General features: G+C 37.4%; 14 protein-coding genes. 12 read left to right on the forward strand and 2 right to left on the reverse strand.

The annotated features are described in order from the left end of the window. The first annotated feature begins 11 nt into the window (after positions 1-11). The 9 genes from BLP54_RS13505 (at position 12) to BLP54_RS13545 (ending at position 6,459) form a co-directional block, all read left to right on the forward strand. On the forward strand, positions 12-530 hold the full coding sequence (locus BLP54_RS13505; protein ID WP_242870710.1) for a GNAT family N-acetyltransferase: 519 nt from the start codon (positions 12-14) through the stop codon (positions 528-530). 9 nt (positions 531-539) lie between these two features. After that, positions 540-1,085 carry a cysteine hydrolase family protein gene (locus BLP54_RS13510; protein ID WP_090170532.1) on the forward strand — a complete coding sequence of 182 codons (546 nt, stop codon included), beginning with the start codon at positions 540-542 and terminating at the stop codon, positions 1,083-1,085. Next, complete coding sequence (locus BLP54_RS13515) at positions 1,066-1,476, forward strand: peptide deformylase (protein ID WP_090170534.1); 411 nt, start codon at positions 1,066-1,068, stop codon at positions 1,474-1,476. Before BLP54_RS13510 ends, BLP54_RS13515 begins: the two co-directional genes overlap by 20 nt. Positions 1,477-1,507: 31 nt before the next feature. After that, on the forward strand, positions 1,508-2,056 hold the full coding sequence (locus BLP54_RS13520) for a GNAT family N-acetyltransferase (RefSeq protein ID WP_090170536.1): 549 nt from the start codon (positions 1,508-1,510) through the stop codon (positions 2,054-2,056). A 39-nt stretch (positions 2,057-2,095) separates the two neighbouring features. Next, positions 2,096-2,659: a GNAT family N-acetyltransferase gene (locus BLP54_RS13525; RefSeq protein WP_090170538.1), complete on the forward strand. Its 564-nt coding sequence runs from the start codon at positions 2,096-2,098 to the stop codon at positions 2,657-2,659. Positions 2,660-2,731: 72 nt separating this feature from the next. Then, complete coding sequence (locus tag BLP54_RS13530) at positions 2,732-3,154, forward strand: DUF4430 domain-containing protein (protein ID WP_090170540.1); 423 nt, start codon at positions 2,732-2,734, stop codon at positions 3,152-3,154. 1 nt (position 3,155) lies between these two features. After that, entirely contained in the window at positions 3,156-3,692 is a 537-nt protein-coding gene (locus tag BLP54_RS13535; protein ID WP_242870711.1) for a hypothetical protein, read from the forward strand. Between the two features lie 49 nt (positions 3,693-3,741). Beyond that, positions 3,742-4,839 (forward strand): flavodoxin, encoded by a 1,098-nt coding sequence (locus BLP54_RS13540; protein ID WP_176754574.1) that lies wholly within the window; start codon positions 3,742-3,744, stop codon positions 4,837-4,839. A gap of 132 nt (positions 4,840-4,971) precedes the next feature. Then, entirely contained in the window at positions 4,972-6,459 is a 1,488-nt protein-coding gene (locus BLP54_RS13545) for a hypothetical protein (protein ID WP_090170546.1), read from the forward strand. A gap of 56 nt (positions 6,460-6,515) precedes the next feature. Here BLP54_RS13545 and BLP54_RS13550 read toward each other — a convergent pair whose 3' ends face one another. Then, positions 6,516-7,949, reverse strand: a complete 1,434-nt coding sequence (locus BLP54_RS13550) for a glycosyltransferase family protein (RefSeq protein WP_090170548.1) — start codon at positions 7,947-7,949, stop codon at positions 6,516-6,518. Between the two features lie 332 nt (positions 7,950-8,281). Here BLP54_RS13550 and BLP54_RS13555 point away from each other — a divergent pair, with 332 nt between their 5' ends. Next, a complete protein-coding gene (locus tag BLP54_RS13555; RefSeq protein WP_090170550.1) occupies positions 8,282-9,937 on the forward strand; it encodes an aminotransferase class V-fold PLP-dependent enzyme in 1,656 nt (551 codons plus the stop codon). 37 nt (positions 9,938-9,974) lie between these two features. On the opposite strand, the gene BLP54_RS13560 is transcribed toward BLP54_RS13555, so the two are convergent. After that, positions 9,975-11,069 (reverse strand): radical SAM/SPASM domain-containing protein, encoded by a 1,095-nt coding sequence (locus BLP54_RS13560; protein WP_090170551.1) that lies wholly within the window; start codon positions 11,067-11,069, stop codon positions 9,975-9,977. Positions 11,070-11,218: 149 nt separating this feature from the next. Between BLP54_RS13560 and amrS the strand changes: the two genes are divergently transcribed. Both amrS and amrA read left to right on the forward strand, forming a co-directional pair. Then, positions 11,219-12,055, forward strand: coding sequence for an AmmeMemoRadiSam system radical SAM enzyme (amrS, locus tag BLP54_RS13565; RefSeq protein WP_090170553.1), 837 nt, complete (start codon positions 11,219-11,221; stop codon positions 12,053-12,055). A gap of 18 nt (positions 12,056-12,073) precedes the next feature. Continuing rightward, positions 12,074-13,459, forward strand: a complete 1,386-nt coding sequence (gene amrA, locus BLP54_RS13570; protein WP_090170555.1) for an AmmeMemoRadiSam system protein A — start codon at positions 12,074-12,076, stop codon at positions 13,457-13,459. Positions 13,460-13,802: the final 343 nt, after the last annotated feature.

The raw sequence follows: 13,802 nt of genomic DNA on the forward strand, positions 1-13,802 counted from the left end.
GGTGTAGCGTTTTGAATATATTAGCTGAAACAGATAGATTATTAATAGTTGAGATGACAATGGATATGGTGGAGGACGTCCACAGAAATTCATTAGATGAAGATACAAGAAGATTTGTACCTGATGAAGTATTTGAAACATTGGAAGAGGCCAGGGATACGGTGGAATTCCTAATGTCTCAATATAATTCCACTGATGGGCCGATGGTTTATGCATTGCTTTTGAAAGAGGATGATGTAAATATAGGGTACGTTCAACTTGTTCCCATTGGAGAAGGCAAATGGGAGATTGGGTACCATATTGCAAAACAGCATACATGCAAAGGCTATGCAACGGAAGCAGTAAAAGCATTTCTTCCGATTATAGCAAAGAAAGTTGGCGTAGATGAAGTTTATGGAATTCGTTTATTGGAAAACAAAGCATCAGGAAGAGTCCTGGAAAAATGCGGATTTGAAACCTTCTTTGAAGGAGAAGGTGCTTATCATGATGGAGTCTATGAAATAAGTAAGAGTGTTTGGAAGAGGATTTAGGGAGAATAAATGGTTCTATTAGTTATTGATATACAAAAAGGAATTACAGATAACAGATTATATAATTTTGATAGTTTCATACGAGAGACAAAGAAGGTCATTGATGCTGCAAGAACAAAGAATGTTGAGATTATTTATGTTCAGCATGATGATGGTCCTGGAACAGGTTTTTCGGTAGGAGATGAGGACTATGAGATAGCAGATCAGGTTGCTCCAAGCGAGCATGAAAAGGTTTATGTTAAGACTATCAATAGCGCTTTTGGAAATGAGAAGTTGTCTCAACACTTACAAGAACAAGAAGATAAGCGCCTAATGATTGTTGGATTACAAACTAATTTTTGTATTGATGCAACAGTAAAATCTGCCTTTGAAAGAGGCTTCAAGGTAATTATTCCAAAGGGAACAAATTCTACTTTTGATAATGATTACATGAACGGTGAGACAACATACAGGTATTATAACGAAATGATGTGGCCTGAGAGATTTGCACAGTGTGTATCTGTAGAAGAGGCTATTATAATGATGGAGAGAAATTATGGTACGAGAGATAATTAGAAATCAAATGTTTTTGGCGCAGAAGTGTGAGCCCGCCACAGAGAAGGATGCACAGATAGCTCAGGATTTGCTGGATACACTTAGAGCAAACATAGATCACTGTGTTGGCATGTGTGCCAACATGATTGGAGAAAGGAAGACTATTATTGCTGTTGCGGCTGGTCCTTTTCAGTTTGTAATGATTAATCCAAAGATTACCAAAAAGAAGGGCGAGTATAGGACTGAGGAAGGATGTCTTTCCTTAGATGGAGTAAGACCTTGCACCAGATATGAAGAGATTGAAGTCGATTTCCTTAATCAAAACTTTGAACCACAGCATGCCAAGTATACTGGGCTTACTGCTGAATCTATCCAACACCAGATTGACCATTGTAATGGGATAGTAATATAAGAACTTAATATATTTGTGAGGACAACATTGAATGATAATTAAACAGCAGAAATATGTTTTACCAGATGGGCAGGAAGTTACGATAAAGAGTGCTATTGCTGAGGATGCGCAAAAAGTTGTAAAGCATAGGGAGGCAACCACGGCAGAAACACACTTCATGGCTAGATATCCAGAGGATGGACCTTTCAATCTTGAAAGAACGAAAGACATTTTAGAGGGTATATCAAAAGATGAAAAAGACTTTATGGTGAATGCCTATATCGGTGATGAAATGGTAGGAGATCTAGCAGTGAGAGTAGTAAGACCTCACATTAAATTTCTTCATCGAGGATACTTGGGAATGTCAATTAGGCAGCAGTATACAGGCTTAGGACTTGGTAGCTTTATGATGCAGACTGCATTGAATCAGGCAAAAGAAAATGGATTTGAACAAGTGGAATTAGGAGTCTTCAGCGATAATGATAGAGCAAGACACTTATATTCAAAATTTGGATTTGAAGAATATGGTAAAAATCCAAGAGCATTTAAGCTTAAGGATGGAACCTATAGAGATGAAATTATTATGGTAAAGATATTCTAATATAGTGTTACGAAATACTGGAGATAATAGAGCAGATATATGAACTTAAAACAATTAAATGAGAACGAAATAACGAAGCTCTACAATGAGCATATGGTAATAGATTTTCCCAAGGATGAATTGAAGCCATTGAATATGATTCTTAAATCAGTAGATGAAGGTTTTTATGACTGCCTGGTGCTTTATGAAAAAGAGGAAATGGTTGGCTATACCTTTATGGTAAAGCTTGATAACAGCTATCTAATAGATTATATAGCTATCTTTCCAGAATTTAGAAATAAGGGTATAGGAGCGAATCTGCTAGGTATTATAGATGACTATCTTGAAACAGCAGATAGAATTTTTGGAGAAGTAGAAGATCCAGACTATACAGATGATGAAGAGCAAAAGAAGCTTCAAACCAGGCGTCTAAACTTCTATCTACGCAATAGCTGTAGAGACACAGGTCTTCGTGTAAATTGTTTTGGTGTTAACTACATAATATTAGAAGCAGGAAAGACTCAATTTAAGGATAAAGATGAGGCTTGGAATCTGTATGAAAGATTATATAAGAGCTTCTTACCTGAGGAGAAATTCAAGAAAAATATAAGAAGAATAAATTAGCAGAAAAAAAATTTAATATTTACGATGGAATATAAATGAAAGTAAGTGTAATAAGAAAAGGAGAATATTGAAATGGAAAAGAAAAGTACAAAGAAAATAGTAGTAGGTTTGGTTATTTTAGCAGCGCTCATTGGTGGCTTTTTATTATGCTACAACAAGTTTGCTGCTAAGGGCACAGTTGGCGAAAAGGCCATAGTAATTGAAGTAGTAGATTCTAATGGCACTAGTTCAGAGTACGATGTTAACACAGATGCTGAGTATTTGAAGGATGCTATGGATGAGTTAGCCGCTAGTGACAGCTCTTTCTCATTTAGTGGCCAGGAAGGTGATTATGGTCTCATGGTAGAAGTAATCAACGGAGAGCAGGCTATCTATGCTGAGGACAATGCTTATTGGGCATTATATGTAAATGGAGAGTATGGACAGTATGGTGTAACTGAGCAGCCAGTAGGTGATGGAGATACCTATACTTGGAAATATGAATCTGCAGAATAATATGAATAATAAAATCTGTTTTACCACTAAAGATATTGCTTTGGCGGGGATGATGATTGCTGTAATTGAAGTATGTAAAGTGGCTCTTAGTTTTTTACCAAACATCGAGCTGACCACATTTTGGCTGATTATGTTCACTCTTTATTTTGGAAGAAAAGTGGCGGCAGTTGTTCCAGCGTTTATCTTGGTGGAAGGTGTCGTCTATGGAATGAATACATGGTGGATAATGTATCTTTATATCTGGCCATTGCTTGTATTCATAACATGGATTTTTAGGAAGGAAGATTCCGCATTATTCTGGGGAATTGTATCAGGGATATTTGGTCTCTGCTTTGGAATGCTTTGTTCAATTACATATTTTTTCATCGGATTAAGTTCTGGTGGAGTAGTTGCAGGATTTAATACCGCCTTTTCCTGGTGGGTATCAGGAATAATGTGGGATATGGTTCACTGTGCAGGTAATTTTACATTTATGGTGGTTCTTTATACACCTATAAAAAATGTAATGAAAACGATAGCTTATAGAACCAATTGTTGAGTATCTTCAAGAAATAGGATAAGAGTTTTAGCACGAAATGGAGGAGTGTATGAAAAAGAAGGTAGGCGTGGTTGTAGACATTATTATGTATGTGATTCTGCTGGTTCAGATGATGTACGTGTTTATTGGAAACAATTTACACGAGCTGCTTGGAATAGGATTTTTTGTATGTCTCATTATTCATCTTTGCATTAAGAATTGGTGGGCCAAGACAATCCTGATTAAGGAAAAACCTGCCTCTCGGAGATTTTTTGATATCATTACTATACTGCTGGTTTTGACAATCATAATTCTGATGCTCAGCAGTATGGGGGTATCAAGATTTTTGTTTACCTGGTTCCATTTCATGGGCAGCGCAGATTTGCACCGTTATCTTGCTACAGCTGTACTTACGCTTGGTGTAATCCACGGTGGAATGCACGGATTCTGGCACGCTAAGAGAAAGAAACTTGCTGTTGTGGGAATCGTTATTGCAAGTGTAATTGCTTTCGCGCTTGGTATCTTTGGAGTACCATTTTTAAATCGTCAAAAGAGAAGCGTGGAGATTTCCTATGCAGATAAGCAGCCAGAAGCAACTATAGAATGGCAAGGAAACAAGCCGCTGGTAGTATATTTTACAAGAATGGGAAATAGTAATTTTGAGCCAGATGTTGATGCTGTTTCTGGTGCATCTCTCCTTATGTCAGATGGAGAAATGATGGGTAACAACCAGCTATTGGCGAAGATGGTTTGTGACATCACAGGATTCGAATCAGAAGCAATCACTCTCACTGGAGAAAAGTATCCATCATCTTACAGTGACACGATTGTGGTGGCTGGTGATGAGCTTAAAGCCCAAGCCAGACCTGGTGTGGAGCCAATTGATGTTTCAGAATATGATTCAATTATTCTTATCTACCCACTGTGGTGGGGTTCGATTCCAATGCCTGTTGCCACATTTCTTGAGAATAATGATTTCGATGGAAAGACAATCTATCTAATCATAACTCATGGAAGCAGTGGATACGGAAATACGATATCTGAGATTGAAGAGCTCTGCCCTAATGCAAAGGTAGTTCCAGGGGCAAGCATTTATTGTGAGGACATCCCAGATGCAGGAGATCAGTTGATTGAGTTGCTTCGCAGTTGGAATACAGGAAGCAATTGATTTTAAAATTATTCCCTTATTATTAAAATATTGCTAGGAGGGTCATGCTGCAAATAGCATGGCTCTTTTAGTTTACATTACGTGGGTATAGTGTATAATAAAAATCGGATTATTTAAGGGAGTATGAGTATTATGAAGAAAAAAAGTGATATTTCTTATTTTATTATCTTTGGACTTTTCGTATTTACGATAATGTTCTTATTTTTTACTGTTCTAAATCCATTGGAGGTTTATGATGCTGATGACTGGCTATATATAGCTCAGCTTCGCAAACCCATTCCAATGATTCATGTTTGGAATCCTACAAGAGTTTTTCCTGAAACTGCAATGCCAGCTGTATCTTATTTTGGCGCATTGGTAATCAATCCCATAATAAACAATTATTGCCGCTCATTAACACTTGCTCACGGCTTGTTTGCAAGCATGGTATTTACAATTTATTTTGTCCAGTTTGCGGTGTTGTTCTACAAGCGTAAATTTGCAACAGCAAAGACAAGTATAGCTTATGGCTGTCTGTTCATTTTGCTTCATTTTATTTCGCATATTTACAAAGGCAGTGATAATTATTTCATGATAGGTGCAATTAATCTAACATGCTTTTATTACTATGTTTTATCTATGATAATAAATGCAATTTTGGTTATGCATTTTATGTCATATGGCGGTATTAAAAAATGGTTTAATGAAAGTAATTTGCCTCATAAATTGATTGTTGCTTTTTGGACTTACTTTTGCATTAATTCCAACCTGTTTTCATCGGTAGTCCTTGCAACTTATGTGGGTGTTGAACTGTTATTAAATCTTATTAATGACATAAAAGCAAAGGAATTTGATTTAAAGAAATACTGTACTGCTAATTGGTTGAATTTGATTATTATTATCTGTTGGTTCGGAGCAAATATTTTAGAGACTACCGGAGGCAGAGCTGACAATATCCATAAGAACTTTATTTTAAATATTCCAATAGTTACAGCATATGCCGTAGCCAGCATTGTAGCTAAGAATGTGTTTGTTACTATTTTGGATTTGGTAGTATTTATTTCATGGTTCAAATTACATGGGAAAAAGCTTAATGACACAGCACTAAAATTTGCAGTTATTATTGGTTTTGGAATACTGTATCTCATAATGTTAAGTGCATCGTCAGAACCATCGTATATGCTTAGAACAGAGGTATCGATTTGCAGTCTTTTCTATTTATTTATGGGTATGATTGCATGTTTAAATGAGCTTATAAAAACTAATTCAAAATACAAACGCGCACCATTGATATTGTTAGGAACGTTGGTACTATTTTTTATCTTCCCAGGCAGAATACTTAATTCCTACAACTATTCAAATATCACCTATGACAAGAGTGAAGCTTTAATGAATGATGTTATTGATCAATTTAAGGAAGCAGAAGAAAAGGGAGAAACTGAGCTTGTTCTTGAAATACCAAAGTTTAATGAAGGTGGAAATTGGCCTGTTAGTGTAGAAACTATCGGAGATAGATATAGTAGTGCCTTGTATAGACACAAGATAATTAAACCAGAGATTAAAGTTAAAGACATCATTGTAACCGAGGAGAAGAACGAAAAGTATGGTATTCCGGAAGAAAGGAGTACGGGTTCGTTCTAACAAGGATATAAAAATAACCATGTTGATTATTTATCAGCATGGTTATTTTAGTTTACCTAATGATTCACCTCATAGTATTGTAGTGCATATTGAGGATTGTAAATCGGTTTCATATCCTTATTGATTTCAATTTTATCAAGATTTTCATAGCGTGTTGAGAAAATATAGCTTTCATCCATATCCTTGACCAAATCTAAGGTGTCTGGATTTACAAAGATATATGAGCTAGCCTTTTGAGCTGGCACAAAATAACAAAGCGCCTCCCAGTCCTCCTCAATATAGAAAATACAATCTTTACCTTCTATATTCGATAACAACTTTTCATACTCACGCGAATAAAAATCTTTTGAAGTATGAAAGCCAAGTGCTGCAAAGCTGATTATATTTATCAGAAGGAATACAGAGAAAGATACGTATTTACGATAACTGGTTTTTGTTCTATTTACAATTATAGAATCTACAATATCAAACACCAAATAAAAAGGAATAAATACTATTGGCATCCAATATCTGAAACTGTAAAATGGTGCAACCTTAAGAACAACTAAAACGTAAAGCAAGCCGCAAAGGAGAAGAGCTGTACTATAGGTGTATTTTTCTTTGCCCATCTTTATAACGACAGCCAAACTAATAATTGCAATGATGGCAAATATTATTGAGGTTACATCAATGGAGGCAGCAGAGCTTAAGGCTTGGCGACCTCTTCCTCCTCTGAAGATGTGATTAAATATATGATGCCATAACAATAAATAAACAACTGCCGATCCGCAGGCTGTGAGAATACAATTCCTTAGTTCTTTATATTTTTTCTCAAGTATTAAATGTATTCCAAAAGCTAAAGAAATAAAAAATAGGAAAATTACAAAATAGTAATGGCTAAGCATTCCCAGAATGGTAATGACAAAATATGCAGGATAGAATCCTTTATCTAGAGTTTTGTCCCAATATTTCTTAAAAAGGTATGCCAGCAAAATAGTAAAGAAGGTGAACTGTGCATACATTCTTATAAGAAGAACAGTATCCATAAAAGCCATACTTGTAGTGTAAGCAAGAATAAATCCAAAAGTCTTTCGACTATCGTGAGTCAGCTCTTTACCAAGTAAGTAAAGTATTGGGATAATCAAAAACATCCAAAAGATATTTACTGCAATGCCATACCACAAGCTATAGGAATCTTTAAATATAGAGCAAATGGTATGGATGAAAAAATAATAGAGTGGAGGATGAACATCGTTAGCCTGATTACTTAAAACATTACCATAATTAAAGGTGTTCTCTGGGCTAACTTCCATAAAGTCTTTATAAAAACCTTCGCCCGAATACTTCTTTCCGAATTCGATGTCAGGACAAATACTGCCAATGTTATTGGCAAGTCCAAAGGTCCAAACCTCATCAACATTGTAGTCCATTTTTCTATAGGTAAAAAACAGAGTAAGTACTGTTGAAATTAATAATAGAATTACGATGAAACGTCTATCAATTTTACTCATAAACTAATCCCCTTAAAATGAAATGTACGATACTAATAATAGATGTTTTTGAGGTGCCATTCAATATAATTTTCTACTAGCTGGCCGTTTTATTGAGAGAGTATTAGGTTATAACATAATAGAAGATGAGACCTACTTGGTGTTTTTGTAATAAACAGTGAGTATTATTGTTTAATCAACAAATTATTATATCACGTAGTTAAATAGTGTGATAGTATACTTCTTGCGGTTGCTCGAGATTAATGAAATCTCCTATATTGCTAGAATGTTTGTGACCCGAAAAATGATTTCAAAACATCCTTGAGCAAATATATATATTAGGAGAATAAATTATGAAAACAATGGAGGAACTGCGCCGGAATTTCAAGTTGCTGGATTCTGGTGTGGCAGGTGCGAATTACACGTATCTGGACAACAGTGCGACTATGCAGGTTCCTGAAAGTGTGTTGGAAAGCATATGTGATTTTTATCACACCAGTAATTCCAATATCCATAGAGGAATTCATGCATTAAGCGAAAAAGCTACCGATTATTATGAGGAAGCAAGGGAGAAAACCAGAGAATTTATTGATGCCAAATATCCAGAGGAAATAGTCTTCACATCTGGTACAACAGGCTCAGTAAATATGGCTGCACAGATGGTAGAGCATCTCATTTCTGAGGACAGCGTGATAATTGTTTCAGAGATGGAGCATAATTCTAATTTTTTACCATGGCTGGCATTATCAAAAAGAAAGAAGGCAACTCTTAAAATCATTCCAGTTTTGGCTGATGGAACACTTGATTATGATGCCTTCGAAAATATGCTTTCTGAAAAGGTAGCGATAGTTTCTGTTACAGAATGTTCTAATGTAACAGGAATTAAAAATTCAGTAGATAGAATCATTAAATCTACTCGTGAAAAAACAAATGGACTGGTTTTGATAGACGGTGCACAGGGAGTAGTGCACGGAAGAAAGAGTATTTCAAAGCTTGGTCCAGACTTTTATGTTTTTTCTGGTCATAAGATTGGAGCCCCAACTGGTACAGGAGTTTTATATGTAAAGAAGGAGCTTCAGGACAAGCTTAGACCAGGTTACTTTGGCGGCGGAATAGTTTATCAGGTATACCACGACGATGCAGTATTTTTTGATGGAGCAAGAAAGTTCGAGGCTGGCACACCTAATTATGTAGGAGTAATTGGACTGGGTGCTGCTATTGATTTTTGGCTTGATGCTGAGAAGAATATTGGCAAAGAAGTAATTGAGGAGTCCGAAGCTTCTATTATGAAGAAGCTTGAGGAAGAGTTAGGAAAAATTGATGGTATTAATATATTAGGAAAACCTGATAAGCGTTTCGGTTGTCTCTCATTTACAACTAATAAGCTTCATTCCTACGATGTATGCAAAATGTTAGACAGCTACAACATTGCTGTTAGAAGTGGACACATGTGTGCTCATAATTACCTTCGTGCTTTGGGGGCAGAGAGTATCGTAAGAGTTTCGATTGCACCTTACAACACAATGGAAGAGATTCTTTATTTTGTTGATTGTATGAAGGAAATCTTATCTGTATCTGCCATGGAAGGAAGAACAGAATGTGGAAGAATGTCCATGGAAGATGTTGAGAGAGAGATTATCAATGATTTTGCTGAGATTGGCTCAGGAATCAATCAGTACGCCCTTATCACAGCATGTGCAGATGAGTTGCAGGAGCTTCCAGAGGAAGAGCAGAATGAGGATAATCTTGTTAAGAGCTGTCAGGTAAACACATGGCTCAAAACCGATTGGGTGGAGAATAAATTCTCTTTTGAGGCCGACAGTGAATCCGTGGTTGTAAGAGGCGTTATGTCACTTCTACAGGATATTTACATGGATAGAACAAAAGAGGAAGTGGAAAACTATAACTGCAAATTGATTCATGCAGATTTTGTTAAGAACTTCCTTAACCATGATCAGATAAATGGAATTAATGAAATATTAGCCAAAGTTCAGCAAGAGGCTATATAAAAAAATGGCTCGGGTTTTCCTGAGCCACTTTCTTTATCTATGAATTTAAAATAGCCTGTACCTGGTCGCGCTTTTCAAAGAGGACGCATCCACCTACATGGTCATCCTTAAGGATATCTGTATCCTGAAGTACCTTGAACAGTCTTGAAGAAATAGCACCCTTTAGGGAAGCCTCTTTTACATTTGTATCTGAATAAGGAGAGAAAGGACATGGCTCTGCCCCGCCGTGAGAGTTAATATGGAAAAATCCTCTTCCGGCAGCCACGCATCCACCGGATGATTTTTCATCTCCAGGGAATGAGATGAATACCATCTCCTCATACTTTTCTCTAAGCTCTGCAATACGTGCTCTAAGCTGTTCTTCCTGTGCTTCTGATAATGCTAAATCCTTACTCTCATCTGAGACAGGGACATATTCGACGAATATAACAGCTTTACAGCCATAGCCACCAAGCATTTGAATAAAATCATCTGATAAAACATCTTCATAATTTTCAGTGGTAACTGTTACTGAATTTCCAAAAATCAAATCCTTCTTTTTAAAGGTTTCCATATTTGAAATTAACTTGTCGTAAATGCCTTCACCTCTGCGGTTGTCGGTAGCTTCTTTATGACCTTCTATACTCATGATAGGCACAAGATTTCTGTTCTTATCAAACATCTCAAAATATTCATCGCTTATAAACACACCATTTGTGAATATTGGAAAAAGAATATTTGGAATATTACTTGCAGCTTTGATAACACCTTTTCTAAGAAGTGGTTCTCCACCAGCAAGAAGAATAAAGCTGATTCCTAATTCCTCAGCCTCGTTGAAAATCTTTAACCATTCTTCATCTGACATCTGATTTACTGGCTCACAATCCTTTGTAGCCTCATTCTGTCTGGAATAGCAGCCTGCACAATGAAGATTACAGCTGCTTGTAATTGATGCAATCAAAAATGGAGGAACATGCAATCCTTCATCCTTATATTTTTTTCTGACATTTGAAGCCTTCTTCGAAGCCATTGCAAACTTTGCCATGAAAATACTTTCAGCAGGATTCTTCAAAGTGGCTCTAACTGCATCCTTAACAACTCTTTCCACGCCCTTTGTCATATAGGACTGGATATCAAAATTCTCATTACCCATTAAAAACCTCTAAAACATTTTGCTTAATTTAATTGTGTTCGATATGATATACCTTCTCCTATGATAATGTCAATAGTATTAATATTATACATCTTAAAATTTTAAAAGAGTATAATGATAGTATGTAAAGAATATAAGTGGGGTATACAATGGCAGAATGTGGGGTATGTTATCGACATTGTAAAATTTCAGAAGGGGGCTTTGGCTTCTGTGGAGTGAGAACCTGCAGGGATGGAAAAGTAGTTCCAGATAATTATGGAATGCTTACATCTATTGCACTAGATCCAATCGAGAAAAAGCCACTTAACAGATTCTACCCTGGAAGCAGGATATTATCTGTTGGAAGCTATGGCTGTAATTTACGCTGTCCATTTTGTCAAAACTATCAGATATCCTGGTCTGATGAGGTGACATACACAAAGCGTGAAGCCAGATATGTTTCGCCAGAAGAGTTGGCAGAAATTGCAGAAGACCAGAAGAAAAACGGAAATATCGGTGTTGCCTTTACCTATAATGAACCATTGATTTCCTATGAATATATTCTGGATACAGCGAAGCTGCTTAAGCAAAGAGAATTAAAAACTGTACTGGTTTCAAACGGAATGGCTGATGTTGATACAGTTGGAGAATTGTTTGAGTATGTGGACGCCATGAATATAGATTTAAAGGGCTTTACTGACAGTTATTATGAAGAGCTGCTGAAGGGCAATCGGCAGATGGTAATGGATTTTATCACTGAGGCTGTGAAGTATTCTCATGTAGAGCTTACTACGCTGATTATTCCAGGGGAAAATGATAGCGATGAGGAAATACTTGAACTTAGTCAGTGGATAGCATCATTGTCTGAGGAGATTCCACTTCATCTATCAAGGTTTTTCCCTAGATTTCATATGACAGACAGGGATGCTACTCCAGTGGATAAGGTTTATCATTTAAAGAGTATTGCAGAGAAAAATTTGAGGTACGTTTATACAGGTAACTGCTAATTGATTGGGAGGAAAAAGATGGGGATTTTAGCTGCATTTATGGTTCCACATCCGCCTATGATAGTTCCTGCTGTAGGCAGAGGCGGCGAGGAAATCGTTCGGAAAACTATTAATTCTTATGAAGCTGTGGCAGATGAGATTGCAAAGCTTGAGCCTGAGACAATCATCATCACCAGCCCTCATAGCATTATGTACTCAGATTATTTTCATATCTCGCCAGGACATGGTGCCAGAGGGAGCTTTGCAAGATTCAACGCACCTCAGGTGACTTTTGAGGAACAGTATGACGAAGAACTCCGAGATAGAATCTGCCTGCTTGCAGATAAAGAAGAATTCTCAGCTGGAGATTTAGGTGAAAAGGATCCAGAGCTTGACCATGGAACAATGGTGCCACTGTGGTTCATTCGAAATAAATACAAAGGTGGAAAGATAGTTCGTATCGGTCTGTCTGGTCTTAGCCTGTTCGACCATTATCATTTGGGCCAGCTAATTCAAAGAGCAGTAAATGACTGTGGTCGCAAGGTGGTTTTTGTTGCAAGCGGAGATTTATCTCATAAGCTCCAACCAAGTGGACCTTATGGCTTCGCAAAGGAAGGTCCTGTCTATGATGCAAAGATTATGGATGTGGCTGGGCGTGCTGCCTTTGATGAAATGTTTGATTTTAGCGAGGATTTGTGTGATAAAGCAGCTGAGTGCGGTCATCGTTCCTTTGTGATTATGGCTGGTGCGCTTGATGGAATAAATGTCGAAGCAAAGGTGTACTCTCATGAGGATGTGACAGGTGTTGGTTATGGCATAGCCTCGTTCTATCCAAAGGGCGAGGATGACAACCGTAACTTTAGAGATATTTTTATGGATAAACTTAAGGGTGAGCTGGAAAAGAAAGTTGCTAATTCCGATGATTATGTAAAGCTTGCAAGGAAATCACTTGAAAGCTTTATTATGCATGGCAAGATAATAGATGTTCCAGAGGGCCTTCCAGCAGAGATGCTTGAAAAACAGGCAGGAGCTTTTGTGTCCATTCATAAGACAGGAAGACTGCGTGGTTGTATCGGTACCATCATGCCTACTGCGGAAAACGTGGCGGTGGAAATTATACGAAATGCAATAAGTGCCTCCACAAGGGACCCTAGATTTAACCCAATCGGGCCAGAGGAGCTTCCATATCTCGATGTAAATGTGGATGTGCTTGGAGCCCCTGAGGATATCGATTCTCCATCACAGCTTGATGTAAAACGATATGGCGTAATTGTTAGCGCAGGACATCGCAGAGGTTTGTTGCTTCCGGATTTGGAAGGGGTTGATTCTGTGGAACAGCAGATAGCAATAGCCCGTCAAAAGGGTGGCATTAGAGAAGATGAAGAAGTAAAGCTTCAAAGATTTGAAGTGGTAAGACATATATAGTTTTTGTTGCATACAGAGGACTGTCGTTTTGGCAGTTCTCTTTTCCTTGTTTGCGCGCCATGGGCGCGCTCTAATGGGTGAAAGTCCCGAACATGCCCAGATAGTGGGAAGTGTATAGCCGAACAGCAAGGGTGTCCATTGTGAGGTGGAATCTGAAGGAAGCTGTAAGCAAATCTCCGGTCCGACGGACAGAAATCACATATAAGGCTAGGCTACGAGAGATAAGTTGGCAAGGAACAACGAAGTCTAATAACTATCACATTTGTAGTAGCAGAGTAAATGTGGCGGATATATGGAGAGAAAGAGCGTGCACCTTAAGCGTGGAGGTCTCACAGAGGTTTCA

It is taken from the genome of Pseudobutyrivibrio sp. 49 (assembly GCF_900100545.1).
Classification (GTDB): Bacteria; Bacillota; Clostridia; order Lachnospirales; family Lachnospiraceae; genus Pseudobutyrivibrio.

Coding starts and splice junctions, on each gene's coding strand:
- BLP54_RS13510 (WP_090170532.1), top strand. CDS start 540: ATGGTTCTATTAGTTATTGATATACAAAAAGGAATTACAGATAACAGA.
- BLP54_RS13515 (WP_090170534.1), top strand. CDS start 1,066: ATGGTACGAGAGATAATTAGAAATCAAATGTTTTTGGCGCAGAAGTGT.
- BLP54_RS13520 (WP_090170536.1), top strand. CDS start 1,508: ATGATAATTAAACAGCAGAAATATGTTTTACCAGATGGGCAGGAAGTT.
- BLP54_RS13525 (WP_090170538.1), top strand. CDS start 2,096: ATGAACTTAAAACAATTAAATGAGAACGAAATAACGAAGCTCTACAAT.
- BLP54_RS13530 (WP_090170540.1), top strand. CDS start 2,732: ATGGAAAAGAAAAGTACAAAGAAAATAGTAGTAGGTTTGGTTATTTTA.
- BLP54_RS13535 (WP_242870711.1), top strand. CDS start 3,156: ATGAATAATAAAATCTGTTTTACCACTAAAGATATTGCTTTGGCGGGG.
- BLP54_RS13540 (WP_176754574.1), top strand. CDS start 3,742: ATGAAAAAGAAGGTAGGCGTGGTTGTAGACATTATTATGTATGTGATT.
- BLP54_RS13545 (WP_090170546.1), top strand. CDS start 4,972: ATGAAGAAAAAAAGTGATATTTCTTATTTTATTATCTTTGGACTTTTC.
- BLP54_RS13550 (WP_090170548.1), bottom strand. CDS start 7,949: ATGAGTAAAATTGATAGACGTTTCATCGTAATTCTATTATTAATTTCA.
- BLP54_RS13555 (WP_090170550.1), top strand. CDS start 8,282: ATGAAAACAATGGAGGAACTGCGCCGGAATTTCAAGTTGCTGGATTCT.
- BLP54_RS13560 (WP_090170551.1), bottom strand. CDS start 11,069: ATGGGTAATGAGAATTTTGATATCCAGTCCTATATGACAAAGGGCGTG.
- amrS (WP_090170553.1), top strand. CDS start 11,219: ATGGCAGAATGTGGGGTATGTTATCGACATTGTAAAATTTCAGAAGGG.
- amrA (WP_090170555.1), top strand. CDS start 12,074: ATGGGGATTTTAGCTGCATTTATGGTTCCACATCCGCCTATGATAGTT.